A 25695-nucleotide genomic window follows, 5' to 3' on the forward strand; every position below is an offset into this window, starting at 1 on the left:
TATCAAAAAACTTAACCACATGAAACTAAGGAATTTTATGCACTCGATTCATGGACTACCGGCAACGACCAGTGAAAGAGAATATGAATCTGTATACGTCAATTTATTCACACACAAAAGACTAGCAATCGATTCCTTATTCAACTTATTAAAAAACAAAGATAACACTTCACTTACAATATTTACTGACAAAGAAACTTTTTTGACAGGGCTCACTGAAGAAGCAATATCAAAAATCAATCACTTAGCAAAAAAATCATTAGAAAAAATGTATTTTGTTAATAGCCATCAGTCGAAAAAAACAATCAATCCAATTTCACTGTCACTTGATATTCACAATATCAATATAAAAAGCCATTCTACTTATATTTTATTTATTCATGACAGCTTGCTCGCTCACTGTGATGACAAAGAAATTGATAAATTTCTATACAATATACAAAGTATTGCTCATAAAAAGCACTTATCCATCAATTTATGTATTTACGGCAACCTTGCAACGTCAATATTAAAACCAAAATTGCTCACTAATAACCGCTACATCGCAGGGCTTGCAACTATGACTCCAATCGATGAGTCTAGTTATAACTACCTTGTTGATTTTTGGTGCAATAAACATGGTGTTAAGTCTGATAGTGAATTTATTCTTACGAGTTCAAGTAACGGTCAATTAGAGGCTACCTTAAACCAGAACCTAAGCTCGCTAGACATAATCGAAGATAAAGCGGACAACGATCGAATCTATGTGAGCAAAGAAGTTTTGGGTGAGGGCGTTAAGGTTCCCAAAAGCGTACATGTAGCGAATGACAACCAAACGCTACTAAAGATGCTCGATAGTCCAAGAGCTTCAACCGTTATCTTTAGTTGCAACAATCAGAAAGAAGTTAGGCAGTTAGCTATTGACTGCTTTAGGTTACGTGCTAAAGCGGGGAACCAATTAAAAATAGTTATTCGCGAGACTGAGCAGTGCCTAAGATACACAGACGAAAAGTTTCTACTTCGCGCAGGAGTTAATTTGATCTGTCCTGTTCAACTTCCTCACATGCGCTTTATGACACAAGTCGAGGCAATACAAGGCCAGTTATCCACTCGCCCATTACCGAAGAATATCGAGTCTCTCCTCAAGTATGACCTAAAGTTCGGAAATAAAGGTTATATGCTAAACACTGAGTTTAAAGACTATTGTGGTGAGTTGATTGCTATGTCATCACGCTCCAATGTTAGGTTTGCGCTAATCAAGCTTAGTTTGTTACCTGGAATGACGGCTGAAGAGTGCCTACGTCTCTGCCATATCCGTAGGGATGGCGATGTTGTCACTGCATGTAATAATGCTCTTTATATCCTTTTTAGTGCGATCCGCCACAACGACATCAACGTTGCACTGAGTAACGTTTTCGAGTTTCCTATTCGCGATCTGTTTTATACGGTTCAAACTTATGACACTCAACATGATATCGAAGCAGAATTGCAATACATCATAAAAGATCAGGCCACAATCTCATCTGAAGTGTCACAATTAACGACAGAAGAAAAGATTTTTTCAGAGGCTACTCACCCCGTAACAGACGTCACCCCCCTATTTGCAATAAAAAAAGTTATCGCCTCAAAGGGAACCATATGAACATTAATGACTTTCTACTCACGGCAACTATCAGCGCCTTAATTGGGGGGCTACTCGGTTACTTTCTTCGTGATGCTGTGGAATTTAGTATACGTGTTTATCAACGTCACTTCACACGTTCACGGTATTTCGAACAAGATGCCACTATCACTAAAAATAAGAAGCTAAAATAATGAAACCACATCTTAAGGATTCCATTCTTTCAAACCTAAGTTTGGGTTGGTGGAACATCTATTTTATCGCAAAAGTGGCTCTTTTCGTTCAAGGGACGATTGACTTCCACCCAATTGAAAACTTCGCTTTATTACTATTTATATTACTTCCCGTGACACTAAAACCAATCAATGTAGCTCGCCATCTTATCGCGGTTGTGATAGCTGCTTGGTTACTGCATTATGACTCTTACCTTCCGCCGCTGGATAGGCTTTGGGCGCAAGTAGGACAACTCGCACAGTTTGAGATTGGATATCTTATTGAGCTGATAGGGCGGTTTGTTTCAGTTGAAGCACTGCTAGGCTTATTTACGCTATGTGCAGGTTACTACATCCTAAGTAGATTTCTACGTATCTCGGTCTTTGTCGTTATCGCGATGCTTTATGTCAGCCTACCAGACAGTCCTGAACCTTCAGTTCAGGTTGTTAGCAATGACTTAACACAAAAAAATGAGTCAACCCTGCCAACGCCGTCGCAACCACAAATAACTGAAATAAATGACCAATCCCTGAATAAAATGACTACAAATTTTTTCGAGAATGAAGCGTCTCGTTCTGTCGATTTTAGTCAAAGCAGCCAAGCATCAGCCCCCTTTGACCTACTATTTTTAAGTATTTGCTCAGTCGCGTGGGACGACATCGAGATTGCAGGGTTAGCAGATCACCCGCTGTTTAAAGAATTCGACATCATGTTCGACAACTTTAGTGCCGGCACATCATACAGTGGCCCTGCTGTTATTCGTCTATTAAGAGCGAGTTGTGGTCAACAAGAACACAGCCAGCTGTTCGCATCAGCACCTTCAAACCAATGTTACTTGTTTGATAATCTCAAAAACCTAGGCTTCGAAGAAAACCTATTAATGAACCATAACGGTGTCTTTGACAGCTTCCTTGAACTAATTAAAAAGGATGGTGACATAGCAGCAGAACTCATGCCTCAGGATGGCTTTAAGCCTTACCAAAAGTCATTTGACGGCTCTTCAATATTCCGAGACAAACAAGTCCTAGATAACTGGCTACAACAAAGGCTAAACAGCAGTGATGAAAAAGTCGTAGCGTTGTATAACTCGATCTCACTACATGATGGCAATCGAATCATAAATTCTAAGTCCAGTACGTCAATGATCAGTTATAAAAAGCGTTTGAAAAACCTGCTTGACGATCTTTATGATTTTTTCAAACAGCTTGAAGCATCAAAACGTAATATTGTTGTTGCTCTAGTACCTGAACACGGAGCAGGTATGCGTGGCGATAGAATGCAAATACAAGGTATGAGAGAAATACCAGCCCCTGGTATCGTGCATACTCCAGTAGGCATTAAGCTTTTCGGGGAAAATATCAAACGTGACGGAGAGACAATACATGTCACAGCTCCTTCAAGCTACCTAGCACTCTCGCAATTAGTATCCAATATTCTAGAGGAAGATATCTACAGTGATACACAGTTCAGTCCAAAGAAACTAACTCAAAACTTGCCAGAAACACGCCTCGTCGCCCAAAATTCTGGCTCAACAGTAATTGAAGTCGATGGCAAATATTACGTAACATTAGATGGATCTAGTTGGATTGAATATCCAAATAAGTAGTGGTTAACCGGGCTCTATCATTACAAAAAATAGGACGATTAAGATACAAGCCAGTGAATCAATCACTGGCTTTTTAATACCTACCAGTTATCGAATTGCTTAACCTAAATGTGCACCAGCGTACCTCGACCTAGATATTATGAGCATCATGACTTAAGAATGCGGCGTTCTCGATGAGAAAGTCTAAAAAGGTTTCGGCTTGCAATGACAGTGCTCGGCCTTTAAGAGATTGAACTTTCACCGTCGCTTTAGAGAAGGTGCCTAACTCAGTCGCAACCACTTCAATTTGTCCCGATTTGATCTCATCAAGCACGGTGAGCTTAGGCATAAAGGTTACACCTAGGCCTGCCGAAACAAAGTTAGTGAGTGCGGTAACCGAGTTAGTTTGAAGCTTAGGTTGCAAGGTGAGATGAGAGTTTTGTTCAGCCTGCTTTACTAACCTCCCCATACCTGTCGAGTTGTCGATCAAAGCAATAGAAGCCTCTCTAATATCTTGCAATGTCACTGGTGCTGGTTGGGTCGTTAGTACATGCCCTTTTGGAGCGATAAGCTCTAGAGGGTGGCTACGCTCGACATGTGAATGCAGTTTAGGGTGAGGTGCAGACGCATAGGTAATCGCGAAGTCAATCTGTTGATCTTCCAACATTTTTACGGCATCCAACGCGCCCGCAATTTCAATCGATAAATTGATATCAGGGTAACGAGCCATGAAAGTCTGCATAGGTTTAGAAACCAAATTTGTGATAAACCCTTCCCCAATCGCGATGCTGACATTGCCTCCTTTAAGGTTTTTCAGCTTAGTTAGGCGAGCCAGCACCGCCGTTTCACTGCGAACGATGGAGCGGTAATAGTTCAATAATTCGTTGCCCGCCTCAGTCAGCAGTGATTGACGATTATTGCGTTCCCACACCTTCATTTCTGCTTGTGCTTCGAGCTGTGTCAGCATCCTACTCATTGCTGCAGGGTCAACGTTCATCATCTTAGATGCCTTACGTAGCGACCCATATTTTGATAACGCATTCAGATACTCAAGCGCACGGAGATTAAAGTGATGCATGCAACTTCCTTGTGATTCGACTGGCACAAAGCAAGCCTCTCATAAATCTCTCATTTGCCCATCTAGGAATTGAGATACCGACAGAACAAGTTTGCAAGTTGTGGGCTGAGTCACCAACACAAGCGCTTGAAGAGCGTTAGATGCCATATAGGAGAAGTATTTATTCGCCTCTAATAAAACAAAAACACAGCTGAATCCAACGAAGAAAAGAGCTGTGTTTGATGTTCACTATCGGCTGTTTTAAGCCGATAACCAGTCGCTATTTTAAAGCAAGTAGCTTATCGACAAACTCTGAGAAACCGTATCCGCCGGGTTTGCTCATCACCACTGATGGGTGATGCTCTAGTCGTTCCCAGTAATACTGAATATTGGCGACACCGACACTGTTCGGCAAAATTTCAAACATGTATTGATCGTTCATCGAGTCACCGACATAGCAACTACGCTCAACTATTTCTTGGTCAGACAGCCCCTTCTCTTTGAGAAAAGCGGTCGATGTTGCTTTCTTAGAGTGCTCACCATACCAAGCATTAATGTGAATAGAGCTTGCTGTAGCATGTGCACCTAGCGCATGAATCTTAGAGACTATCTCTTCAATAATCGCATCGTCGACTTTGGGACGGTTCTGACCTATGTCTATCGCAACTTCACATAAGCGGTACGACTGATCGAGCGTTAAACTGAGCTCTGGATAATCACTCAAAATAGCTAAGACTTGTTGTTTCAGTTTGCTCTGATTAGCACTGACTTCTGGCAAAGGAATATCTGAGCGCAATGTCAGATAACCGTTTTTCTTTTCCATAATGAAAGCGCCATTCTCGCCGAGAACCGCATCAACAGGCCACAGCTGAGCAATATGATCACACCAACCTGCACAAGCCCCCGTTACCGCAACCACTTTCTTGCCCGAATCTCGGAGCTTACTTAAAGCGATCAAGGTTTCAGGCGGCAATTGACCTTGCCACGTTAAGGTGTCATCCACATCGGTTAACACCCAATCTATCTTTTTCCAATTTTGGTTCAATTCATTCGATACCGAATTCATTTCTACACCTCTAAATAATCAATCACTAAACAGTGTTAAAGCAAATTCGGCAAAAACATCACTAAGCTTTCAGAGAAAGTCAGCAACATCAGAACCGTGAGTAGTGCTAGCAACAACGGAGCCACTTCTCTTACGAAGTCGACCATACGAACTTTTAAAATCGAGCAAACCGTAAACATCATCGAGCCAAATGGCGGAGTCACACCACCAATCATGATATTCACAATCACGATAATACCGAAGTGAACCGGGTTAACGCCTAGGTTAAGCACAGCAGGCAGCAACAATGGCGTGAGTATGATCATTGCAGCGCCACCTTCGATGAACATGCCGACTACTAACAGCAGCACGTTAATCAACAACAGCAAGACTAACTTATTGTCGGTAAGCTCAATCAAAGCCGAAGCAACATTGTGTGGGATCTGCTCTAGCGTCATGTAATACCCAAACACCATGGCACCGATAATGATGAACATAACACTACTGGTGCCCTGCACTGTTTCACGCATGATCAGTGGGATATGGCGCAAACCCAGTTGACGATAAACGAAGATGCCAATAATCGCGCAAAGTAATACTGCGATCGCGCCCGCTTCAGTAGGCGTGAACAAGCCAAAACGCATGCCTAAAATAATGCCAAATGGGATCAACAGTGCCGGAATCGCTTTCAAGAAGTAGTGAAAACGCTCTTTGGCAGAAGCTGGCTCAGAGCGTGACGGTTTGTAACGGCGTTTACGCGCGATGAACGCGATCGTCACCATCAGCGACAGCGCCATCAAAAATGCGGGAACGTAACCCGCTATAAACATTTGATGGACCGAAACGTTCGCTAATAAAGCAAAAATGATTAGGTTAATACCCGGTGGAATCACAGGGCTGATACTTGATGACGCAGCGGTTACAGCGGCGGTGAATGGCAAGTCATAACCACGCTTAGTCATCTCGGGAGCGAGAATCTTCGACTGCATCGCCGCATCCGCGTTTGCAGATCCAGAAATACCCCCCATAAGAGTACTCAATGCCACATTCACTTGAGCAAGACCACCGGTTTTATGACCAATCATTGAATCGGCAAAGGCGAGTAAGCTCTTACTGATCCCCGCATAGTTCATCACCGAACCCACCATGATAAAGAACGGAATGGCCAACAACGGAAAAGACTCAGCAGAACTAATAAAGCGCTGCATCACCAAGCTCACCGGAATAGAGTCATTGATAAAAAGAAAGTAAACCATCGCCGATGCAATCAAAGAAAACGCGATGGGGATGTTCAAAAGAAACAGAACAAACAGAATAAGGATTGGAAGATAGCTTTCCATGAATCGTACCTACTTAGAAGAGCACTTTAGAGAAGCGACATCGTTCGCGATAAATCGAACGGTGTGGATCGCCATCAATGAGAAACAAAGCAACAACACGCCATTGATAACAAAATATGATACGCCCATGACCGGCGTTACCTTGTTAGATAGCATGAGATATTGATAACTCAGAACTGCCATTAAAATGTTCAGAGCCAGTAGGAAAACGGAAACACACAATCTAAATGGGATTTTTGCTTTTTCTGGCAACATGGCAACCACCACATCCACACCCATGTGAAGCTTGTGTTTGTAACAGGAGCTAATCCCTAAGTAGACAGCCCAAATGAAGCAAATAACCGACAGCTCTTCACTCCACGGGACAACAAAGCCAAACCCATAACGCAAGACGACGTTAACGATAACAACCAAAACGGTGATCGAAATAGCGATAGAAGCGAGGATTTCTTCAATATTTTTCAATAAAAACAAAAGACTTCTCCAGCGAAATACCTAATACAACGTGGGTATTTCAGGAATAAAACGGCCTAAGAATATTTAGGCCGTAATCATTAACTAATTAATTTATGCAGAACTACTGTGCAGCTCGGATCGTTTCTAGCTCTTTCATGATCGTCGCGTGTATGCCTTCACTCCAGCTTGGGAACTGGTTGTACACATCTGCCGTCAACTGGTTGAACTCTTCAGAATTCACTTCATTGAAAGTAACACCTAACTCTTCAAGTTTCTGAGTATATTCAACATCCAGTTTAACTAGCTCAGCAGTGTTAGATTCAGCACCAGCCTCTAGCTCTTCGTTGATGATCTGTTGTTGCTCTGGCGTAAATTTGTCCCAAAGCGTTGGTGAAATGTAGATACCCACAGTGCCAAGGAAGTGCTTAGTCAAAGACATGTTCTTAGCCACTTCGTAGATCTTGGTTGAGTACATTGTCAGGATAGAACCTTCAAGACCGTCAACAACGCCTTGTTGAACACCTGCATAGGTCTCAGGGAATGGAAGAGAAGCTGGAGCTGCGCCCATTGCTGAAAGTGTGCTAATGAAAAGCTGACTTTGTGGAACACGAATACGCATGCCTTTCATGTCATCCGAGTTAACGATGTCTTTATTGGTGATCATGTGGCGGAAGCCAAACATGTAGTCTGCGTTCAATACTTTGATGCCCTTCTCTTCCGCTTTAGCTTTAAGGCCAGTGACGAAATCAGTGTCCATCATCGCTAAGTATTCATCGTAGGTGTTGTATAGCATTGGACCTGCCAGTGCCGCGAAGTCAGGCACGTAATCACCTAGATAAGTCAAATCCTCTACCGCAATCCAGTTTGCACCGTTAACCACTTGTTCCAAGTTATCTTTGTAAATAGGTAATTGGCCCCCAGGGAAGACCTTAATGTTTACCGAGCCATCGGTTCTTTCTCGAATTTTGTCGGTCGCTTTAATTAGCTCTTGTGTAAGCAGCTCATTTTGAGTGAACACAAGGCTCATGTTGATATTGATCGGCTCGTCTTTAGCTTCAGAACCAGCCTTGTCAGCTTCACCACAACCAACAAGCAGCGTTGCCGCCATAATTACTGTACCTAATAGCTTTTTCATTTTTAATCACCTTTATGTGGCTATCGTTTTCTAAATATAGAGGGTGTTATTAAGTTTTCGTAGAGTATGTGAGTGAATTATTACATTCATATGAACATTTATCTTAGTGATTTGAACATAGTGAGTATAAGGTCTCACTATTGTACAAACTCTATCCAACTCTTTTTAACTAGTTCTCATTTAAAACAGCGCAATATGGTGGAGAGTTAATAAATCTGTAATAAAGTAGAGCTACTGTTTCCTGAGTTTTCAAATGAACATCGAGATTGAATTATGATCACAGGCCACCGCGGTGCCGCTTCTTTAGCACCTGAAAATACGTTAGTGAGTATTGAACACGCAGCGAAAGCTGGTGCTAAATGGATTGAAATTGATACCCAGTTGAGCGCTGATGGCATCCCTATGGTTTTTCATGACAAGACAATCAATCGTTGTACTAACGGAACGGGCAATATCGCCGATTTAGACTTAACTACACTCAAGACCTTAGATGCTGGTAGTTGGTTTGGTAGCGAATTCGCGGGGACAACGATTCCTACTTTGAGTGAAGCGTTCGACAAGTGTCTAGAACTTGACGTAACTCTGAACCTTGAGATCAAAATTTATGACGATAAGGCTATTCAGCCTCTAGTTGAAACAGTGATCGCACTGATTGAGCAAAAGCAGTTCCCTATTGAAAAACTGCTCATCTCAAGCTTCAAAAAAGAGGCGCTAAGTCTTTGCCAAGAGATGAAGCCAGAGGTTAAACGTGGTTTTATCTGCGAAGTGTGGAACGATTTCAGCCTCGAGTCACTTAAATCACTCGACCTTTACAGCATTCATATCGACCACCGAATTCTTGACGAGAAAACGGCCAAAGCGATCAAAGCTTCAGGCGCAGTTCTTAAAATATGGACTCTGAACGATCCAAAATTGGCGGCTAAATATTTCAACCTAGGTGTCGATAACATCATCACTGACGTACCAAACCAATTTTAGTGGGCTTCTATGGAACTGAACCATCGCCAGAAAGAAATACTCGCAACGCTTAAAGCAAACCAAGATATTCAGATTGACCACTTAGCCGAGTTGTTTTCTGTCACTACTCAAACCATTCGCCGTGACGTAAACCACCTGTGTGAGCAAGGTCTAGCGCGTAGAGTGCACGGAGGCGTGAGCCTACCTACTACGCTCACGAACACGAGTTATCGATTCCGCGCTGGCGTTGAGTCAGAAACAAAAGACAGTATTGCTATCGCAGTTGCCGATGCGATACCTGAAGGCTCAACGGTTATGATGGGCATTGGTACCACCGTCACTCGAATCGCACAGTACTTATTGGCAAAGCCAGCGCTAAGAGTGATCACTAATAACCTTCAGGTGGCTCGCATCCTTGAGGCAAATGAGCAGATTGAAGTGTATTTGGCGGGTGGCTTGTTCCGACGAGAGCATCAAGACATGGTGGGAAGTAGCGTGGTCCACTTCTTTTCCGACTTTGAAGCAGACATCGGCATCTGTGGGTGTGGCTCAGTAACAGACAGTCATTTCGCTATGGAGCATGAGCAAGTTGAGGCTGACCTATCCAAGTCAATCATAAAAAACAGCCGCGAAAGCTGGCTTGTCGCGGATGCCAGTAAATGGGGCCGCTTTGCTGCTCTAAAGGTAGCGTCACTGAATGATTTTGACCGCATCTACACCAACAACACTCAGCTGCCATCGGAATTGAACATACATTTGGTCGAAGACGAAGCACACCAATAAAGATGAAAAACATAGATAGAAAAAAGCCTAGCTTCAACGCTAGGCTTATTTTATTCAGCAAGACAGACGGGAGAAATACTACATCCCAACAAAGAAACTGATCACTAGCGCGTTGATCAAATCGACGAAGAAGCCACATACCAATGGCACCACGATAAAGGCTTGTGGACTTGCACCATAGCGGTGAGTCACGGCTGTCATGTTTACAATCGCTGTTGCAGTCGAGCCTAAAGTGATGCCTCCGAAGCCAGAACATATCACCACTGAGTCGTAGTTTCTTCCCATCAAGTAATAAACCACAAAGATAGTAAACAGCAGTGAAAGTAGAATCTGGATACTCATGATCACTGAGATGTAACCAAACAACCCATCAAGGTCCCAGATACGCAGCCCCATCAATGCCATGGTTAAAAACATGCCCAGACAGATATCAGAGATCATTGCCAACCCTTTACGACCTTGGGCAATTTTTTCTTGTGTGCGACGCTTCTTGAACAAAGCCCGACCAACGTTTCCGATTAAGATCCCCGCAATTAAACAGCTCACGAATAACGGCAGCTTTAGACCCATTGAGTCGATAACTTCACTCAAGCTGTAACCCAGCATGAGCGTCAGGTTTAAAATCAACCATGCCCACAGAACGCCGTAGTGACTAAGCTCAATTTTTGTTTCACTCTCTTGGTATGCACCAACGGTCACCTCTTCTTCATTTGAAGGGCTCACTTTATGTTTATTGAGAAGGTAGTTGGCAATCGGGCCACCAATGACACACGCCGCGATCAAACCCACCGTGTTGGACGCTACACCAAGTTCCAGCGCGTTAGAAATACCAAACTCTTCTACAAACATTGGCGCCCAAGCTAGAGTTGTACCAACACCGCCAATCAAGCTAATTGAGCCTGACAACAAGCCCGCTTTCGCATCCATACCAAAACCCGATGCGACAGCCATACCCACCGCGTTTTGAAGAACGATAAAAGTCGACGCCAAACAGAGCAAGATAAACAGCGGCCGCCCACCTTTTACCAGCGTCTTGATGTCCGCTTGTAGCCCAATACCAGCAAAAAAGTAGAGAAGCAGAAAGTCTCTGACATCGAGGCTAAAAGTGATCTGGATTTCAAAGAGATAGTAAAGCGCAGCGACGGTAGCGGCACAAACAAAGCCACCAATAACTGGCTCTGGTAGTGAATACTTCCTTAATACTTCAGAGCGCTCGATTAAGCCTTTACCAATAAACAGTAATGAGATCGCTATAGTAAAGGAGAGCATTGGAGAAACGAGGGTTTCTGTCATGATGCGGTAGATTCCTAAGAGTTAAGGTTATTCATAATGTTGCTTACTCTTAATCTTGTAGATCCACAGCGATAAATCAAGCGTTTATCGGTGACATCAATCGCTAATCTGGATCAAAATGCTTCAACATAAACAGTGGGAGTGACGAACACAAAAAGGATTTGAGAAAGGAATGTTTCGAAAAGAAGAAGGGGATAAAAATTTGGGCACCCAAAAACGAGAAAACCCCAGCATTTCTGCTAGGGTTTTGAATAGTGGTGGAAGGATGGGGATTTGAACCCCAGATACGCTATAAACGTATACTCGCTTTCCAGGCGAGCGCCTTAAGCCACTCAGCCATCCTTCCACAAATTGTGTGTTGAGCGCGTCACTCAACGAGGCGCTACTTTATTGATTCTGCTTGCTTTGGTCAAGGGGCATTATCAAAAAAAGTGCCTTTTTAAGTTTGTTCGATTACAAATTAACTCATTAGATCAAAAACAAACCAAATTTGATGCTATCGCTATTCTTGAGCTTGTTGCTTTTCTTAAGCTTGCTGACAGTAGCCTGGAACTCTAAACCACTTACGACACATATCGAGGAAGTAGCCGTAAAGTACGCCCATGCCGCACGAGATAACGGCATTACTGGTGACAGCCGTAACGATCTGGTCGCCTGAAGCCCCCACTGCCAACAAAATACCCGCATACACAGGAGACTGGAATAAAACGTATGCCATCAAATCAGACAAGTTTTTCATCAACGAGCTTTGTGAAAGCTTTGCACCATTACGCAAGAACCAATCACGGAACACGCCATAAGGCCATGCAATGGCAATATTTACCGGAATCGACAGCGTTCGAGAAGCAAGAGATTGCTCGAACGTCATACCAGAGATGAACACTTCTACGATCATGCCGGAGATAAAACAGAAAACTACCATAGCAAATGTATCCGCCGCTGCGTTACGAATACAAAATGGACCACGAGACTTCATTGAGCGTTAAACCTAAAATATATCACTACCTATTTAGTGATTTAGCAACATATAAACAAGGCACTTTCGCACCCCACCAGATAATGTCGCTATTAAAACACAAGATTAGCAGTCATATATTTCAAATTAAAAATCAAGTTGTAAATTAACAACCAAAAACCATTTAAAAACCAGTCACTTCAACCAGGAAATTACATAAAGGTCAAAATATAGGCGATTCGTTATTAACTTTCCGTAATTAAACAACAATTATGCCATGGGAAGGTTCACGGTAATTATGTTGATAACATCTTGAGTCGGCGGAGCGCCCAAAGAAACCTGTTCTAACGCTTTATCGACTTGAAAAGAAAGCTCAGCATTGTCCATAGGTTCGACCTGCTTACGTAGGCTTTCTAACGCAGACTGAATCAGGTCTAGATTATTGTCTTCTAACGCGACATAGAGTGTCACGAGTAGCTCTTCGGTATTGTCCTTGTTACGCAGATCAGGTTTCGGTAGTGAGCGGCTTGGGCTCTTATTCTTATGAAGGTTCGCATCGAGACTGTTTAAGCTCAAAGGCTTAACTAAAGGCCCTTTCTCATTCTGGCTTTTGGTTTCATGATATTGATACAACTTATTAGAGTAACGGAACAGGGCATCATCAAGTTCACGCTCATCAATCGGCTTAGCGATAATATAATCTACTCCAGCCCCAAGCATACGCTCACGAGTCTCTTTAAAGACATCAGCCGTACAACCAAATATCAATACTGAAGACACTTCACCAATTAGCGCTCGAATGGCTGTTGTTGATTCTACGCCGTCCATGACTGGCATGTGGTTATCCATCAACACGAGGTCAAATCGTTCAGCAACAAGCGCCTGTATCGCCAGTTCACCATTTTCAACGCTCTTGCAAGTAAAGCCCTTGCTATTCATAAAGGTCTCAATGATTACCGTGTTGGTTCGATTGTCTTCAACGATCAGCACCTTCAAACCAGAATAATCTAACTTCTTGTGTGGCAGGCTCTCTATTTCACCAGGCTGACAAGGTTGAATTTTCAAACGTACATCAAAGCTAGTGCCTATCCCCTCCTCACTGGTGACGGTAATGTTGCCATCCATAAGTTGAGTGATTTTCTTCACAATGGCTAGGCCAAGCCCTGTACCACCAAAACGTCTTGTCGTCGAAGACTCCGCTTGTTCAAACGGTTTAAAAATACGCTTTTGCGCCTCTTTCGATATACCGATGCCGGTATCACGAACTCGGATGCTGAGGTAAGTATCGCTGCCCTCGACCATCTCTTTAAGGTAAACCTCAACAAAACCGCGTGAGGTGAACTTCACCGCATTATTTAAGAGATTAAATAGGATTTGACGCAAGCGAGCTTTGTCAGAAAAGTACCAACGACCGGAAGGCACTTCCGAATAGACCTTAAATTGAAGCCCTTTCTCTGAAGACAATGTGTAGTAAACACTGTTGATACTGCCGATGATCGAATCCAGCGGGAAACGCGTCTCATCAAGGTCTAACCGACCCTGCTCAATCTTTGAAAAGTCCAAGATTTCGTTCAGCAAGGTCATCATGTGATCGCCTGATTCATACAGACTCTTTAAGTGCTTCTCTTGCTCAGCATTGAGCGGGGTTTTCAGCAGAATTTGTGCAGTACCCAAGACACCATTCATTGGGGTACGAATTTCGTGTGACAGGGTCGCAAGGAAAGCGGTCTTTGCATTGGTTGATGCTTGCGCTTTCACTTTTTCTGCTTCGAGATATACCGTCTTCTCATTGAAAGTTTTGATTAAGTGGCCGATCTCATCATGACTTGAATAATCAACGTCAATCACCTCACCGGCTTTTGAACTGTTAACCTGAGTGGCTATGTTAGTGATTGGAGTGATTAAATAACGGTTAAGTAAGTAGTAACCCGCCATAACACAGAGTAGCAACAAGGGCACAATACCTCCCTCGATACTCATCACCTGACGAAACACTTCGTCTGCTACCCGCGATTTAGAGTTAACGACATCGACTTGCCAGCCAAATTCACCGAATTGATTGCTACTAATGTAGATCCCTTCAACGAGATTAAAGTTATGAGAAACCAAGACTTGGTTTAGCTTGTCTCTCAAGGTAATACCAAGATTGTACTCTTCTGCATGGTTCTTAATAAAACCCAGTAACTCTTCCAAAGAGAGGTCCACCGTCGCGATACCCGCAAAGGTGCCATCGTAGTAATAAGGCGAAGACGCCGTGATCATTCGAACGTGCGTGTATGGATCGATGTAGACATCACTCCATGAGATGGTTCCCTGCGGTTCATCGACCACTGAGGTATACCAGTATTCTTCGTGATAAGGGGCATTTTTAGGATTGTTGTAAGAAAACAGTTGGTCGATGGTGCCATCGTCAGCTTTGTTGAAGAAGTAACTGTTCAGCAACTTATCAGGATCGAGCGTGTAAGGTTCAGGCCAAATACCAGCACTGACGATTGTGTCGTCACTCGCGGCTAACATCGACTTGAACAGCGGGATAACATCTTCGCCTTTACGATGCGCCTGAGCAAAGCCAACTAAACTATCAACAAAGCCTTGAGAGCTGCTGAGTGGCTCTGTAATCAACGAAGACAGCAATTGCGTACGTAGGTCGAGGTTTTGCTGCAGTTTGGCGCGCACGGGGGATTCTACGACGTAATACGTCACACTACCGACAATAGCAATAAACATTGCAAGGTATAACCCAAGCGCTACCATGCTTTTTTTCTTTAAGGACGACCGTATCTGCATAATTCTTTTATTGTTTTCTTTTCTGTTAAACCTAGTGTTTATCATCAACGACATCAAGCCTTTTTAGATTGAAGCTTGATTGGCACAAGTTCATTGGTACTATAAGCGCAAATATGTTCCCTTTTACGGTACCTCACTTTGACTTTACAAGATATTCTTGCGCTTCCAGAGTTGGAAGGAAAGCTAATCACAGAACACAAAACCATAGGCTTTGTCACTGCAATGGCTGCAGCGCCTAATGTGTTAACCCCGCATGAGTGGCTACCGTTCCTTTGGGGTGGCGAAGAAGTTGCTCCTTTCACTGATGGCGAGCAACTTGAAAGCTACATTGAAGTGATCATTGCGCTTTGGAACAAAACTCGTCCAGAATTAATCGAAGGCACTTGGGCTTGGCCTGAAGCTTGTCAATTAGACGAAGAGGAAGTGGTTAACACTGCTGCTCGTGATTTCTGTGAAGGCTTACTTCAAGGCTGGCAGATTGCCCGTGATGATTGGGAAACGCTAATGCCTGAAGATAGCGAAGACAACGCGCTTGTAGGCGGCGTTCTACTTTCTCTTAGCATGCTTTACGATCCAGAAACTTCAATCGCTACGCTTGCAGAACAAGGCATTGAAGGTTTAGAGCAGTTTGAAGAGATCTTCAATGCGGTTCCTGTAATGCTTTGCGGCCTGACTCAGCGTGGTATTGCTCTGGCTGAAGCTCAATAAAAAAGTATTCAACAAAAGCACTTAACTAAACAACAAAAGGCCTCACGATGAGGCCTTTTTTAATTCGAGCATGCTAAGTAACACGAAAAAGTCCAAATATATAGAAGAGCGCTCACATCAAAAAGATTTGTTACTTAAAAGCCTTTCCAATCAAAGTCATCAATACGCTCGTCGGCAATATAAAACAGCTTAGTACCACTGCTGACAACTTGATCCAATTCTGGGTTGAGCTCAATACCATTTCCGGAGTCTATCGCAATCAAGGTCGCTTGATACTTCTCTTTAAACACAGAGAAAATCGGCGCAACGGTCACAGGCTCAGCGTCTTGAGGGTAATAAGTCGAATACTGTGTCATGCCACGTGTCGAGCTGAGTAGTTCTTGGTGCAGTGCACTGGAACCGGGATCAACAGCAGCTTTTGCAAGCATCTCTGCGCCTACTGCCGGAATACATTCGGAGTTCGGGCAATGTTTATGTAGCAAGTCACTCAATGCTTCATCTTTAAAGTAAACCAACAGATGTGCTTCTGGATTTCGGTTGGCACAGTAAAGAGCGGCAGATAAGGTAATATCATCTTCTGGGTTATCAATCAGAATACAACTGGCTGACTCAATACCCGTCTTTTCCATCTCTTTGCCATCTGTGTAGCTGTTTACTTTAACGAAATTAATTTCGCCGGGTAACGGGTTCTCAATATCTGAACGAGTACATAACACAATTGGTCGCCTGCCCGTTTCTTCGTGCTGCAACATACGAATGAGGTGAATAGTTCTTTGCTCATTCCATCCAAGCATCAAAATGTGGTTGTCCACTCTAACTCTCCTTTTTCCTAGCAAGCCCGCTCGCCAATATTCAACACCTTCTGTCGCTACCTTGCCGAGTAAGGCCGCGAAAAGACTCAGTCCACCCGGAATAACAAACAGTATAACGATCCATTGCCCTGCTTCTGTCGTAGGTGATAAGTCGCCGTACCCTACTGTTGAAGCGGTCACCACTAAGTAATAGGCGAACGTGGTAAACGAGCCAGTTAGAGCTGTTTCACCCGCTAGATACAAACTCGACCATGACAGAAATACGTAGCCTAAGAAGGTGAATAGTAAGTTTTTTCCATTCAAAACAAAGATATTTGCTTTGACCCAACGTTTGAGTTGTAACCAGATTATCATTCGAGCCTCGAATCCTTCGATCTTACTTATATGCTAGAAAAAATACACGATATCAACAAGATGAATCATCAGAAAAAGATACATGCTCACAAGATTGATATTTATCAGCTTATCTTTGGGCACAAAAAAACCAGCACTATAGGCTGGTTTTTAATTTAGTCAGATAAATAAGCCGCTTAAGCGTTGCCTTTTACCTGCATGTTTAGCTGCTCTGCGAAATCTAGCATACGGTTCAATGGGATAAGCGATTTAACACGTAGCTCGTCAGAAACGAAGATTTCGTGTTGCTCACCGCCATTCTCAAGCGCATTTTCAATCGCTTCAAGGCCATTCATCGCCATCCAAGGGCAGTGTGCACAGCTACGACAAGTTGCACCAGCACCAGCCGTTGGTGCTTCAATCAGCTCTTTTTCAGGAACCAGTTGTTGCATCTTGAAGAAAATGCCTTTGTCTGTCGCGACAATCATCTGTGGATGAGGCAGCTCTTTCGCTTTCTTGATTAATTGGCTAGTAGAACCAACGGCATCAGCCAGCTCAACAACGCTTGCTGGAGACTCTGGGTGCACAAGAATTGCAGCTTCAGGGTATACCGACTTCATTTTCTTCAATGCATCAGCAGAGAACTCATCATGAACGATACACTCACCTTGCCAAAGCAACATGTCAGCGCCGGTTTGATTCGCGATATAAGAACCTAAGTGGCGGTCAGGGCCCCAAATAATTGGTTTGTCTTCAGCGTCTAGGCTTTCAACGATTTCTAGAGCAATGCTCGACGTCACCACCCAATCTGCACGAGCTTTAACAGCCGCAGAGGTGTTCGCGTATACAACGACAGTGTGGTCAGGATGAGCATCACAAAATTCTGTGAATTTATCAGCAGGACAGCCAAGGTCAAGTGAACATTCTGCTTCAAGCGTTGGCATGAGAATGCGTTTTTCAGGAGTAAGGATCTTTGCAGACTCACCCATGAAACGAACACCTGCGATGATCAAAGTGCTTGCTGAGTGACGGTTACCGAATTTAGCCATTTCTAATGAATCGCCAACGAAACCACCAGTTTCTTCTGCCAGAGCCTGAATTTCAGGATCTGTGTAGTAGTGTGCAATTAGAACTGCATCTTTTTCTTGAAGTAGTTTTTTGATGTTTGCGATGTGGGCCTGTTTCTGAGCATCGCTCAATGGAACTGGCTTAGGCGGAAACGGGTAAACTGTATCGATTTTATCTAGTATATGACTCATTGCTCTTGCTCTACGCAACTTCTTCCGAGAATCCGAGTATTCTACACAGGACAGCGATGAGGATCAAAAAGGATTGGTTGTAAGCAAGTACAGTTAGATATTGAAACAGGCATAAAAAAGAGGCGCCTTAGCACCTCCATTTGGTTTTATAAGTGGGTTTGCGCCACTTTAGCCGAAGCACTATTTGGGTACTCGGTAACGACTTGTTGGTAATATTTCTTAGCTTGCGGCGCATTATTGTTGCGCGCTGCTATGTCACCAAGCTTAACCAGTGCGTCCGCTCGCTTGTTTGAGTCTTTGTACGACACAACAGCGGCAAAGCTCTTCACGGCTTCTTTATCTTGCTTCTTAGCAAAATAAAGCTGACCTAACCAGTAATGAGAATTAGGTGTGAAGGTAGAATCTGGGAAGTCTTTTTGAAACTTCTGGAATGCAGCAATTGCACCCGTGTAGTCTCGTTGCTTGAGAATCATGTCTACAGCATTTTGATAAGCAGTCTGCTCATCGACATCAGTACTGAACGTACCAGAAGCTTCTTTAGAGCCTTCGCTCGCGGCTACTGCTACTGTTGCGGTACCTGCTGCTTTCACCTCACCTCTTACGCGATCAAGCTCGATAAAGAGTTCACGTTGGCGCTCTAGCATTTGTTTCATATCGTAACTGTTGCGTTCTAGCTCACCACGAAGTTCACTGATTTCCAGTGCCATGTCGTCGATTTGCTGTTGCATTTGAAGCTGAACAAGATTGCGATTTTGAAGCAGGCGCTCTAAACGCTCAATATCTGATTCGTTAGATGCTGATCGAGAGGAAGAAGAAGTTGAATTGGTTGCGGTGCTATTGAGATCGGATACTGGAGCTGGTGCAGCGAACGCAGTGTTCGCTGCACTTGCCAGTAACGAAAGCAAAATAACTCGCTTTGTGTTACTGAACATGAGGCAATTCCTCAATTAAATAGCTTACTAAGATTAGTAAACTAGTACTGCGCGACGGTTTTTAGCGTACACATCTTCAGATTGACCTAGAAGAAGTGGCTTCTCTTCACCGTAGCTTACGATAGAGATTTGGTCAGCTTGAACACCTAGAGCTTGTAGGTATTTTGCTACAGCTTGTGCACGACGCTCGCCAAGTGCGATGTTGTACTCAGGAGTACCGCGCTCATCAGCGTGACCTTCGATAGTTACTTTCATGTCTACGTTCTTAACTAGGTAAGCTGCGTGAGCTGCTAGCATTTCTTCGTAGTCGCCAGCGATAGTAGAGTTATCGAATGCGAAGTAGATTGTTTGAGTTTCACGTAGTGCTTGCTCTTTAAGCTCTTGCTCAGACAGTTGACCGTTAGCGTCAATTGGCGTTACAACAGTTGTATCTACGTTGCCTTCTGAACCAGAAGTTGTTTGGTTGCTTTCAGTACCAGAAGTTGCAGATGTTGCTTCATCAGTTGAGCTACATGCCGTTACTGCCATCACTGGTAGTGCAATCATCAAGCCTTTAAGAACTTTATTAAGTTGCATCGTTTTTTCCTTACGTTATCAAACTTAGTTTCTACAGCCGACTAAGTGCTATAGATAGTTAATGCCACAATAGTTAACACTATCAATAGCTAAAAGAATCTGTGACTTTTCCTAGAGGAACGGTGACCATGCCGGCGCTCTTACGCGTCCGTTGGTAGCCGGTAATCTAGCTTTAAAGCGACCATCGATAGACACCATCGATAGTACGTTCGTCTTGTTGTAAATAGAGCTATAGATAACCATACCTCCATTTGGCGCAATACTTGGAGATTCATCTAACAATGTTTTTGTTAGTACTTGAACCGCACCGGTTTCCAAATCTTGTTTAGCCAAGTTAAAACCTGAGTTGCTGCGATTTACCATTATCAGGAATCGTCCGTCAGGGGTAATCTGGCCACCTAAGTTTTGGCTACCTTGCCAAGTAATACGAGAAGTCGAATTATTGGACAAATTTACATTATATATCTGAGGTTTACCACCACGATCAGACGTAAAAATAAGAGACTTGCCATCTGGATGCCAGAATGGTTCGGTATTATTCGAACGGCCGCGGGTAATTTGAGTCAGTTTACGGGTTGCGAGGTCAAGTGTGTACACCTGAAGACTGCCCGTTTTCGACAATACTAGCGCTAGCTTTTTACCGTCAGGAGAGAATCTTGGCGCACCATTATGACGTGGGTATGACGTCACCTTCTCACGCTCACCCGTGTAAATATTCATGATGAAGATTTCAGCTTGGCCGTTCTGGAAGCTTACGTACGCAAGCTTTTTACCGTCTGGTGACCATGCCGGCGACATTAGAGGCTGCTTAGAGCGAAGTACTAGGCGCTCATTGAAACCATCGTAGTCTGCTACGCGAAGCTGGTACGGGTATTTGTCTTTGTCATTCACAACAACGTAAGAGATACGTGTTAGAAACGCGCCTTTTTCACCTGTTAGCTCTTCATAAACCAAGTCAGAGATACGGTGTGCGTACTCTCTTAAGCGCTTACCTGGTACGGTCGCTTTCTTGTTGAACAACACGTGATCTTTAGAAAGCACCAATTGACCTTCATCGCTTAACGCTCGGCTTTGTCCTTTCGTCAGCTGACCACGAACAATATCGATCAGTTGGTAATTCACCACGTACTGCCCTTCGGCGTTCTTCGTGATGCTACCTGTTAATAGTGAATCAACACCTAGGTTTGTCCAAGCGTCAAAGTTTACCTCTGTTTCACTGTAAGGCGTTTGAGGCATTTTGCTTGTCGCAACTGGGCTGAATTTACCACTACGCTGTAAGTCAGAAGCGATAACCGCTGACACATCGTGTGGTAGTGGTTCAGCACCTTCCCAGCGGAAAGGTACGATAGCAATAGGTCGTGCAGAGTTAATACCGTCTGTAATAACTAGCTCCAGTGCTGCATGTGCAAACTGGCTGCTTGTCGCTATTACAAAAACAAAACTCAGTAATAGTTTCTTTAACACAAGTTCGTCCTTTTACTCTGGTGATACCGTTAAATTAATGTCTTTTAGTGACTTCACAATGTCTGGGTCTTTAGGCAGTGGGTAAGATTGTACCTGTGCCACCGCACGCTTGGTTGCTGCACATAAGCGGCTATCGCCATCCAATATGCTTAGGCTACCCAAGATAGCGTTTGATCCTGTTGGAATAAGCTTGAGGTTGACTCGGCATGAGCGACCTCGGTAGCTGTCTTCTAACAATAGGTTTTGTTGAATCAATTGGGTGTAAATTGCACCGTAACGCTGCGCTTCATCACTAATAAATTGTTGTCTTGCTGAAGAGTTTTGAGTCGCTTCAGTTTCAAGCCCTGCAAAGATGTCGTTCAGTGCAGCTTCTTGCTGTTTGCGCTCCTTCTCAGCTCTAGCTGCCGCCTCTTTTGCTTTACGCGCTTTCTCAGCTGCAGCGGCGGCTTCTTTCTCTTTCGCTATACGCTGCTTCTCAGCACGTTCAGCGGCTTCTTTTTCTTTACGAGCTTTTTCAGCGGCCTCTTGTGCGGCTTTTTCTTTTGCCACGCGTTCTTGTTCCGCTTTTGCAATCGCTGCTTCTTTCGCTTTACGCTCATTCTCGGCTTTCACTAGAGCCGCCTCTTTTAACTTGCGGTCAGCTTCTGCTTTAGCAGCTTTCTTCTTCTCTTGCTCTAAACGCGCTTGTTCAGCTTTGCGTTTTTTCTCGTTTTCGACACGTCGCTTTTCTGCTTCTCGTGCGGCTTTCGCATCCTTCGCTTGTTGCTCTTTTAGCTTACGGATGTTTTCTTCTTCAGCCTTACGATTCTTTTCTAGCCTTTCACTTTCGCGTCGAAGCTTGTCTAGGCGCTCTTGCTCTTTCTTACTCGCCGCTTCACGTTGTTGACGGATTTGTTGAGCTTGTTGACGAACCAATTGAGGGTCGATAACGACAGCCTGAACCATCTGCCCCGTAGGTTTTGGTTCAGACATAGTAAAGTCCGCTCCCCAAATGAGAGCAACGAATAAGACAACGTGCAGCCCAAGTGAAATTAGAAGCGGCTTTTTGAAACTATTGGATTTTTTATTATTCGCTTTCATGAATGCTACGGAGCTATTCCCTTATATCCGTTAAAAGGCCAACCTTTGGCACACCTGCACGGCTTAATTCATCAAGTAACAAAACCACTTCAGCGTAAGGAGTAGCAGCATCGCCGCCCACCGCCACTGGAGAATTCGGTTTCAAAGACAGTTCAGCTTTTACTCGAACGATAATGTCTTCCAATGACAAGCCACGCTGCACCTCTTCGTCGTTGACGCTTAGGCCAAGCTCACCATCTTTGTTCACTTCAACGATAATGAAACTCGCATTGTCGTCGCCTAATAAATCTTGCGCTGACTTAGCGGTTGAAGCCTGAGGCAGTTCAACATCTACACCTTGAGTAACAAACGGTGACGTCACCATAAAAATGATCAGCAGTACGAGCATAACGTCGATATAAGGTACAACGTTAATCTCAGCTGTCATTTTACGTTTTTTAGGTTGGTATCCAGCCATCTATTATTCCCTGCCAGCCATCGCTTGACGGTGAAGAATGCTGTGGAACTCTTCAGAGAAAGTCGCGTAGTTATGTTCTAGCTTACCAACACTGCTACTAAAGCGGTTGTATGCCATTACAGCTGGAATCGCCGCAAATAGACCCATCGCTGTTGCGATAAGCGCTTCTGCAATACCTGGTGCTACCATAGCGAGTGTTGCTTGCTTTACTTCACCTAACGCGATGAATGAGTGCATAATACCCCAAACGGTACCGAACAGGCCGATGTATGGGCTAATTGAGCCAACGGTTGCTAAGAAAGGTAAGTTGGTTTCTAACTCATCCACTTCACGAGCCACTGCTACGCGCATTGCACGACCAGTGCCTTCCATGATGAAGTCAGGAGACGTTGCGTTTGATTTACGAAGGCGAGCAAATTCAGTAAAGCCTGCATAAAAAATTTCTTCTGTTCCAGAAAGCTCGTCTTTGCGCTTGTTGCTCTCTTGGTACAACTTAGCCAGATCAACACCAGACCAGAATTTATCTTCGAAGACTTCTGCTTGTTTAGAAGCTTGAGATAGTACCTTACTTCTCTTGATGATCATCGCCCAAGAAACGACAGACATGCCCATAAGGGTCAGCATGACCATTTTCACTAGTAAACTAGCTTCTAGAATTAGGCCTAAGATTGAGATTTCAGCAGTCACTATTCGTTAGCTCCGTAAGAATAAATGTTGGCATTGCCTTGGGTTTCATTTTTTGATTGTCGATACATGCTACCTTAACCATTGCTTTACACAATGCTTTGCCATCAGGATTTACGATCTCTTGACAGAAGACCAAGGTAGCTCGCTTTAACTCGTAAATATTTGTAATGACTTGTAAAGAATCATCAAGACGTGCGCCTTGAATGAAATCAATATCCATATGTCGGACTACAAAACCGATGTTTTGTTCTAATAATACTTGTTGAGAAACGCCAATTGAGCGCAGCATCTCAGTTCGAGCACGCTCGAAGAACTTGAGATAATTCGAGTGGTACACCACGCCACCTGCGTCGGTGTCTTCGTAATATACGGTTACTGGCCACGTAAACGGCTTAGATAATCCCTGCAAATTGATACCACAAACCAAAAATCGATAAAGACATCACTATAACCTAACTCCTTATCATTAATAGTATATGGCTGTGAATTTTTTGATTTAATAGACGAAAAAAAAGGCCATCTGTATAAGATGACCTCTTTTTGACTAAAAACCCAACAAGTACAAAGGCTCACGTTCAATGAGAACCTAAACCACACCTATTTTATAGAAGGCGTAGCACCGTTAGGTAGAGCAGAATGGTGAGTGAAACGTATGGGCTAAACAGTAGTTGCCACATCCAAGCTCTCGGTTTAAACCCAACACCGTAAACCATGCTTGAGCATACTGCCCAAATAAACATAGGCCCGATGATCGCGTTAAATCCACCGATGCTTGCTGCATACGCTTCAGGATCCCACATCACTAAACCAACATGCATGAAACCCAATATTAGGGACAAAGCTCTTAAGAGAGTCTTGTCCATTGGTCGATGCAGCTTAGCGACTTGTTCTGCGAGATTACTCACTGTCTTTGTCCATCATTTCAGAATGCTCAAGCCATAGAGCATTGATGATGCCGAATGCACATGCTAGAAGTACACCCAAAATCCATGCGAAATACCACATAAAATTTCTCCTAAGTTATTTCACTTCTAGCTTAGTAAGCTGAAACGTCGTTATCTTCGATGTGTTTCTTATCTAGGCGACCGAACATTTTGTAGTATGTCCAAGTTGTGTAGCCAAGAATCACAGGAACCATTACCGCCGCAACTGCAGTCATTAGACCAAGTGTCAGCTCACTCGCTGTTGAATCCCACATAGTCAAACTATGGTCAGGGTTCAGGCTTGATGGCATTACGAATGGGAACATTGCAAAACCAGCCGTTAAGATAACACCAGCGTTAGATAGGCTCGAGAATAAGAAAGCAAAACCACCGCGCTCAAGACGAGATGCAATCACAGCGAACAGTGGCATAACCACACCAAGAATCGGTGCTGCCCACATTGCTGGGTACGTCTCGAAGTTTGTCATCCACGCGCCAACTTGAAGTGATACTTCTTTGTTTAGCGGGTTAGAGTCTGCGAACGTGTCAATCGTACTTGTAATTACATAGCCTTCGATAGATTGAACCCAGAAGCCACCAATAACAAATAGAACAATTGAGATCAGGCCTGTGATCTGAGCAACGTTACGAGCACGAGCGTGCAGCGCTTCTGTTGTCTTCATTTGTAGCCATGTTGCGCCTTGCGTCACGAACAACATCAGAGCCAATACACCACATAGCAATGCAAACGGGTTTAGCAGAGCGAAGAATGTACCGTGGTACTTAGACATCATTAGGTCGTTCAGGTCAAATGGAACACCTTGTAGAAGGTTACCAAATGCTACACCAAAGATGATTGGCGGAACTGTGCCACTAAAGCAAAGTGCGTAGTCCCACGCTTTACGCCATTTTGGCTCTTCAATCTTAGAACGGTAATCTAGAGCCAGTGGACGTAGCCAAAGCGCTGCTAGAGTCACGTACATAGCAAAGTAGAAGCCAGAGAAAGACGTTGCGTAAACCAGTGGCCAAGCGGCGAACAGTGCACCACCAGCCGTGATTAACCAAACTTGGTTACCATCCCAGTGAGGGGCAATGGTGTTCAGCATGATACGACGTTCAGTGTCACTCTTACCGATAACCGGTGAAAGTGCTGCAACACCCATATCAAAGCCATCAGTTACTGCGAAACCTACCAGCAATACACCGATTAGGATCCACCAAATAAGTCGTAAGCTTTCGTAATCAAACATTAATATTC

At 43.8% G+C, this 25695-nt stretch carries 26 protein-coding genes and 1 tRNA gene; 6 read left to right on the forward strand and 21 right to left on the reverse strand.

Annotated elements, in window-relative coordinates; genetic code table 11:
* Positions 1-37: 37 nt before the first annotated feature.
* The 3 genes from bcsE to bcsG are packed head-to-tail and all read left to right on the forward strand — an operon-like array spanning position 38 to position 3419.
* Complete coding sequence (bcsE, locus tag F0228_RS14800) at positions 38-1621, forward strand: cellulose biosynthesis protein BcsE (RefSeq protein WP_116871855.1); 1584 nt, start codon at positions 38-40, stop codon at positions 1619-1621.
* Positions 1618-1794 (forward strand): hypothetical protein, encoded by a 177-nt coding sequence (locus tag F0228_RS14805; RefSeq protein ID WP_008219898.1) that lies wholly within the window; start codon positions 1618-1620, stop codon positions 1792-1794. The genes bcsE and F0228_RS14805 overlap by 4 nt, the downstream gene beginning before the upstream one ends.
* Entirely contained in the window at positions 1794-3419 is a 1626-nt protein-coding gene (gene bcsG / locus F0228_RS14810; RefSeq protein WP_116871854.1) for a cellulose biosynthesis protein BcsG, read from the forward strand. The genes F0228_RS14805 and bcsG overlap by 1 nt, the downstream gene beginning before the upstream one ends.
* 130 nt (positions 3420-3549) lie before the next feature.
* Here the strand turns inward: bcsG and F0228_RS14815 are convergent, their stop codons facing one another.
* From F0228_RS14815 to F0228_RS14835, 5 genes are all read right to left on the reverse strand, one after another.
* On the reverse strand, positions 3550-4476 hold the full coding sequence (locus F0228_RS14815; protein WP_171730681.1) for a LysR family transcriptional regulator: 927 nt from the start codon (positions 4474-4476) through the stop codon (positions 3550-3552).
* 259 nt (positions 4477-4735) lie between these two features.
* Positions 4736-5521 carry an HAD-IIB family hydrolase gene (locus tag F0228_RS14820; RefSeq protein WP_171730682.1) on the reverse strand — a complete coding sequence of 262 codons (786 nt, stop codon included), beginning with the start codon at positions 5519-5521 and terminating at the stop codon, positions 4736-4738.
* A 35-nt stretch (positions 5522-5556) separates the two neighbouring features.
* Positions 5557-6840 (reverse strand): TRAP transporter large permease, encoded by a 1284-nt coding sequence (locus F0228_RS14825; protein WP_004741611.1) that lies wholly within the window; start codon positions 6838-6840, stop codon positions 5557-5559.
* 9 nt (positions 6841-6849) lie between these two features.
* Positions 6850-7314: a TRAP transporter small permease gene (locus tag F0228_RS14830; RefSeq protein WP_050653984.1), complete on the reverse strand. Its 465-nt coding sequence runs from the start codon at positions 7312-7314 to the stop codon at positions 6850-6852.
* A 103-nt stretch (positions 7315-7417) separates the two neighbouring features.
* Positions 7418-8431 (reverse strand): C4-dicarboxylate TRAP transporter substrate-binding protein, encoded by a 1014-nt coding sequence (locus F0228_RS14835; RefSeq protein ID WP_171762398.1) that lies wholly within the window; start codon positions 8429-8431, stop codon positions 7418-7420.
* Between the two features lie 273 nt (positions 8432-8704).
* Here F0228_RS14835 and F0228_RS14840 point away from each other — a divergent pair, with 273 nt between their 5' ends.
* Together F0228_RS14840 and F0228_RS14845 are read left to right on the forward strand one after the other, a co-directional pair.
* Positions 8705-9409, forward strand: a complete 705-nt coding sequence (locus tag F0228_RS14840; protein ID WP_171730684.1) for a glycerophosphodiester phosphodiesterase family protein — start codon at positions 8705-8707, stop codon at positions 9407-9409.
* A gap of 9 nt (positions 9410-9418) precedes the next feature.
* Positions 9419-10171 carry a DeoR/GlpR family DNA-binding transcription regulator gene (locus tag F0228_RS14845; RefSeq protein ID WP_171730685.1) on the forward strand — a complete coding sequence of 251 codons (753 nt, stop codon included), beginning with the start codon at positions 9419-9421 and terminating at the stop codon, positions 10169-10171.
* A gap of 78 nt (positions 10172-10249) precedes the next feature.
* Here F0228_RS14845 and gltS read toward each other — a convergent pair whose 3' ends face one another.
* The 4 genes from gltS to F0228_RS14865 form a co-directional block, all read right to left on the reverse strand.
* Positions 10250-11464 (reverse strand): sodium/glutamate symporter, encoded by a 1215-nt coding sequence (gene gltS, locus F0228_RS14850; protein ID WP_171730686.1) that lies wholly within the window; start codon positions 11462-11464, stop codon positions 10250-10252.
* A 255-nt stretch (positions 11465-11719) separates the two neighbouring features.
* Positions 11720-11810, reverse strand: a tRNA-Ser gene (locus F0228_RS14855).
* A 180-nt stretch (positions 11811-11990) separates the two neighbouring features.
* A complete protein-coding gene (locus tag F0228_RS14860; protein WP_050651514.1) occupies positions 11991-12440 on the reverse strand; it encodes an L-alanine exporter AlaE in 450 nt (149 codons plus the stop codon).
* A 249-nt stretch (positions 12441-12689) separates the two neighbouring features.
* Positions 12690-15173, reverse strand: coding sequence for a hybrid sensor histidine kinase/response regulator (locus F0228_RS14865; protein WP_171730687.1), 2484 nt, complete (start codon positions 15171-15173; stop codon positions 12690-12692).
* A gap of 171 nt (positions 15174-15344) precedes the next feature.
* Here F0228_RS14865 and F0228_RS14870 point away from each other — a divergent pair, with 171 nt between their 5' ends.
* Positions 15345-15914 carry a UPF0149 family protein gene (locus F0228_RS14870; RefSeq protein WP_171730688.1) on the forward strand — a complete coding sequence of 190 codons (570 nt, stop codon included), beginning with the start codon at positions 15345-15347 and terminating at the stop codon, positions 15912-15914.
* A 134-nt stretch (positions 15915-16048) separates the two neighbouring features.
* Here F0228_RS14870 and F0228_RS14875 read toward each other — a convergent pair whose 3' ends face one another.
* The 12 genes from F0228_RS14875 to cydB all read right to left on the reverse strand — a co-directional run bounded on the left by F0228_RS14875 (position 16049) and on the right by cydB (position 25687).
* Complete coding sequence (locus tag F0228_RS14875) at positions 16049-17080, reverse strand: potassium channel family protein (protein WP_008219919.1); 1032 nt, start codon at positions 17078-17080, stop codon at positions 16049-16051.
* A gap of 176 nt (positions 17081-17256) precedes the next feature.
* Positions 17257-18318, reverse strand: coding sequence for a quinolinate synthase NadA (gene nadA, locus F0228_RS14880; protein WP_171730689.1), 1062 nt, complete (start codon positions 18316-18318; stop codon positions 17257-17259).
* Positions 18319-18464: 146 nt separating this feature from the next.
* Positions 18465-19250, reverse strand: a complete 786-nt coding sequence (ybgF, locus tag F0228_RS14885) for a tol-pal system protein YbgF (protein WP_008219921.1) — start codon at positions 19248-19250, stop codon at positions 18465-18467.
* Positions 19251-19283: 33 nt separating this feature from the next.
* The gene (gene pal / locus F0228_RS14890; protein ID WP_004741083.1) at positions 19284-19826 is read right to left on the reverse strand and encodes a peptidoglycan-associated lipoprotein Pal; all 543 of its coding nucleotides are present in this window, start codon (positions 19824-19826) and stop codon (positions 19284-19286) included.
* 111 nt (positions 19827-19937) lie between these two features.
* Positions 19938-21290 carry a Tol-Pal system beta propeller repeat protein TolB gene (tolB, locus tag F0228_RS14895; protein WP_061032859.1) on the reverse strand — a complete coding sequence of 451 codons (1353 nt, stop codon included), beginning with the start codon at positions 21288-21290 and terminating at the stop codon, positions 19938-19940.
* Positions 21291-21302: 12 nt separating this feature from the next.
* Positions 21303-22370 (reverse strand): cell envelope integrity protein TolA, encoded by a 1068-nt coding sequence (gene tolA / locus F0228_RS14900; protein ID WP_105057371.1) that lies wholly within the window; start codon positions 22368-22370, stop codon positions 21303-21305.
* A 13-nt stretch (positions 22371-22383) separates the two neighbouring features.
* Positions 22384-22827 carry a protein TolR gene (gene tolR / locus F0228_RS14905; RefSeq protein ID WP_004741086.1) on the reverse strand — a complete coding sequence of 148 codons (444 nt, stop codon included), beginning with the start codon at positions 22825-22827 and terminating at the stop codon, positions 22384-22386.
* Positions 22828-22830: 3 nt separating this feature from the next.
* Positions 22831-23514, reverse strand: coding sequence for a protein TolQ (tolQ, locus tag F0228_RS14910; RefSeq protein WP_008219926.1), 684 nt, complete (start codon positions 23512-23514; stop codon positions 22831-22833).
* Positions 23504-23941 carry a tol-pal system-associated acyl-CoA thioesterase gene (gene ybgC / locus F0228_RS14915; protein ID WP_061032861.1) on the reverse strand — a complete coding sequence of 146 codons (438 nt, stop codon included), beginning with the start codon at positions 23939-23941 and terminating at the stop codon, positions 23504-23506. The genes tolQ and ybgC overlap by 11 nt, the downstream gene beginning before the upstream one ends.
* 175 nt (positions 23942-24116) lie before the next feature.
* Positions 24117-24419: a cyd operon protein YbgE gene (gene ybgE / locus F0228_RS14920; protein WP_032498481.1), complete on the reverse strand. Its 303-nt coding sequence runs from the start codon at positions 24417-24419 to the stop codon at positions 24117-24119.
* The gene (gene cydX / locus F0228_RS14925; RefSeq protein WP_000270284.1) at positions 24412-24519 is read right to left on the reverse strand and encodes a cytochrome bd-I oxidase subunit CydX; all 108 of its coding nucleotides are present in this window, start codon (positions 24517-24519) and stop codon (positions 24412-24414) included. Before cydX ends, ybgE begins: the two co-directional genes overlap by 8 nt.
* 31 nt (positions 24520-24550) lie before the next feature.
* Positions 24551-25687, reverse strand: a complete 1137-nt coding sequence (cydB, locus tag F0228_RS14930) for a cytochrome d ubiquinol oxidase subunit II (protein ID WP_008219929.1) — start codon at positions 25685-25687, stop codon at positions 24551-24553.
* Positions 25688-25695: the final 8 nt, after the last annotated feature.

It is taken from the genome of Vibrio sp. 99K-1 (genome assembly GCF_013114585.1).
Taxonomy (GTDB): domain Bacteria; phylum Pseudomonadota; class Gammaproteobacteria; order Enterobacterales; family Vibrionaceae; genus Vibrio; species Vibrio chagasii_B.